The sequence below is a fragment of the Anaerolineae bacterium genome (assembly GCA_025062375.1).
GTDB lineage: Bacteria > Chloroflexota > Anaerolineae > SpSt-600 > SpSt-600 > SpSt-600.
The window spans coordinates 1-2,991 of record JANXAG010000065.1 but is presented as its reverse complement, the minus strand read 5'-3'; the positions used below and the strand labels follow the sequence as shown (position 1 = coordinate 2,991).

Here is a 2,991-nt window from a genome sequence, read left to right as displayed (position 1 = left end):
CAGCCAACCCTTGCACCCCGCCCACGAGTGGGACCCAAAACCGTGGCAAACCCTCAGCCCACGAGGGCGGGAAAAATCGGGGGGTGGAGGGGGGCGAAGCCCCCATCCCGGGGGTTTGGGGGTGTCCCCCAAAACCTTTGAAGGGAGCGATCGGCCATCCTTTGCATCCCGCCCACGAGTGGGACCCAAAACCGTGGCAAACCCTGAGCCCACGAGGGTGGGAAAATCGGGGGGTCCAGGGGGCTTTAGCCCCATGGCAGGGGGTCTGGGGGATGTGCCCCCAGAAACCTCAAAAGGGAGCGATCACCCACCTTTTGCAACCCGCCCACGAGTGGGACCCTAACCGTGGCGAACCTCAGGCCCACGAGGGTGGGAAAATTTCCGGGGGTGGAGGGGAACGAAGCCCCATCCAGAAGAAGTTCTGAGAGTCCCTTACACGTTTCACCCATGACAAGTTATGGCCGTTTCGCCTCGTAACCAAAAAGAAAAACGCTTCCCCGAAGCAGAAACCGATAATGACCTTAAGTTTACAGCCTTAACTTACCCATAATCACAGCCGGAAGGCGATCCCTGTTCTCCAGAGTTACCAGAATTAACTCCACATCGGAACGGCGCTTGATACCCTCAATGAAAGCATTTCCTCCCAAAGTGATAGTTCCCAAAACGGGCTTGTTGGAATCCAACGCTCTGATCACCGTTTTACAAAAGCGGTCGGAAAAGCACTCCATCTTGCCGATCTCATCTATGACTATGAGGGCCGCGTGCGGGTGAAGATCGGGATCTATGGAAGGCACAACTATTTCTTCAAAGGTGGATACATCAACCCCATATTTGCTTACCCGGTAAGGGCTCTTGAAATTCACGTGGGCCAGGGTGCACCTTCTGCCATCCAGGGTTATGGCCTCAAACCCCAGACGGCCCTGAGGGCCACGGATCTCCCGCGTATAGAAACCAGTAGCTGGAACTTTCAAAACTTCCAGCACCCTTTTTATAACAGTTGTCTTGCCTATTCCAGGCCTGCCTGTCAGAAGCAAATTCATCCTGTGAGATGCGCCCTCCAAAACCCCAACCGGCTCCCCTTTACTTGGGTCTGGAATTTCTGGCCATTCGTGAGCGAAGCGCCTTTCACACAGCCCTGCTCATTGGTTAGCCCGGAAGCGCTGGGTTTTTTCCCACTCCTTCCGGTAAGCTGCCAGCTCTTCTTGAATCCTGGCTTGATCCCAGCCTAACTCTGAAGCCATGAGACGGGCCACTTCGGGGGCAGCGCTCAATCCACCATCGCGAGTTTCGTAGAGCAAGCGGGTGCGGCGCATCATGAAATCTCGTAACGTTAAAGCCATCTCATGGCGAACGGCGTGGAGTATCTGAGCTTTCAAATAAGGTAAACCGGGGACGATAGGCTTAGCCAGGGATGGGTCTGCCTGGATAAACTGAAGTAAATTCTCAATTTCGGAGCCGTAAGAAAAAGCCAAATAATCCACTGCTTCCTCATCCAGACCTGTAACTTCCCCAAGGGCCGAAAGGGTCTCCTTATCGGGTGGGCATTCACCGCCGGGGAGCGGGGTCTGGGAAGTTCGGCACTGTTCCCGAGGGTAGAGGGAAAACTCGCGAGCCAGCTTTTCCGCTGCTCTATTTACCAGATCGCAAGCCATCTTGCGGAAAGTAGTGTATTTTCCTCCAGCTATGCATAGCATTCCCCCTGGAGTTTCAAAGATCCGGTGCTTACGGGAGACATCGTAAGGTGATGCGCCCCTCTTAAAAGCCAGGGGTCTGAGGGAAGCAAATGTGCTTATTACATCTTCCTGTCCGAGGGCGAGGTGAGGAAGGTTAAAGTTAATAGTTTCCAGCAAGTATTCCACATCTTCGGATTCAGCGCAGACGTCTTCAAGGCTACCCTCGTAGTCGGTATCGGTGGTGCCTATCAAAGTGAACTGCCACCAGGGTATGAGGAAGACGAAACGCCCATCTCGTGGGGAAGAAAGGGTAACGGCATTTCGGTGGCCGATTCTATCCCGTCGCACTACCAGGTGAACTCCTTTTGTGAGGCGAAGACCTTCGCTGTAACTGGGCGAGTCCAGAGCTATAACCTTATCGGCCCAGGGGCCGGCGGCATTCACCACAATCCTGGCCTTTACCTCCATCTCCTTTCCTGAGGGCACGTCCCTGGCTGCCACACCTCGCACTTTCTCTTTGCTCCTCAACACTCCAACGGCTTCGACATAATTGGCGCATACTGCTCCTGCGCGGTGTGCTGCCCTGACGGTTGCTATGGTGATCTGGGCATCGTGGCCCAGACAATCGTAGAAAAAGGCAGCGCCTCGCAAGCCTGCTTTTTCCAAAACTGGCTCCACCTTCAGAGCCTCTGCGGAACCCATGACCTGGTAATTTCCAATGCGGTGGGAAAAGGCCAAAAGGTCATACAACCACATCCCAACTCTGAGCTCCAGGAGTCCCACCCCTCGGCCTTTGTAGGCGGGGTAGATAAAGGGCAATGGTCTGACCATGTGAGGGGCAAGGCGCCGCAGCAAGAGGAAACGCTCTACGCAAGCTTCGCGAACCAGATCAAACTGAAAATAACGCAAGTAACGGAGGCCTCCGTGGATAAGGCGGGAAGAGCGAGAGCTGGTGCCGCTTCCGAAATCATCTTTTTCAATGAGGGCCGTCCTGAAGCCCCTCAGTGCTGCATCCCATGCTATTCCTGCTCCTGTTATGCCCCCACCCACTACCAGCACATCAAACTCTTCACGGCTCAGGCGTTCCAGGTTTTCTTCCCTTTCTCTGAAGGAGAACCTCATAGGATTACCTCCCTGCAAAGAAATTTTATGCGCAGAAAGATTATATGCTCCTGAGCGATAAGTCGCAAAACTTAGTAGATTTAATGAGTCCCCTTTGGGGGTGGAGGTAGATCAAAGCCCCCTCCTAAAGGTTTAAAGATGCCCCCCAGAAACCTCAAAAGGGAGCGATCAGCCATCCTTTGCAACCCGTCCACGA

At 54.1% G+C, this 2,991-nt stretch carries 2 protein-coding genes; both read right to left on the bottom strand.

The window, feature by feature from the left end:
• Positions 1-527: 527 nt before the first annotated feature.
• On the bottom strand, positions 528-1,040 hold the full coding sequence (locus tag NZ653_09985) for an NTPase (protein ID MCS7287447.1): 513 nt from the start codon (positions 1,038-1,040) through the stop codon (positions 528-530).
• Positions 1,041-1,139: 99 nt separating this feature from the next.
• A complete protein-coding gene (locus NZ653_09980) occupies positions 1,140-2,795 on the bottom strand; it encodes a glycerol-3-phosphate dehydrogenase/oxidase (GenBank protein MCS7287446.1) in 1,656 nt (551 codons plus the stop codon).
• Between the last annotated feature and the right edge of the window lie 196 nt (positions 2,796-2,991).

Excerpts from the sequence above, each read along its gene's own strand:
- NZ653_09980 (MCS7287446.1), bottom strand. The coding sequence starts at position 2,795 with ATGAGGTTCTCCTTCAGAGAAAGGGAAGAAAACCTGGAACGCCTGAGC.
- NZ653_09985 (MCS7287447.1), bottom strand. The coding sequence starts at position 1,040 with ATGAATTTGCTTCTGACAGGCAGGCCTGGAATAGGCAAGACAACTGTT.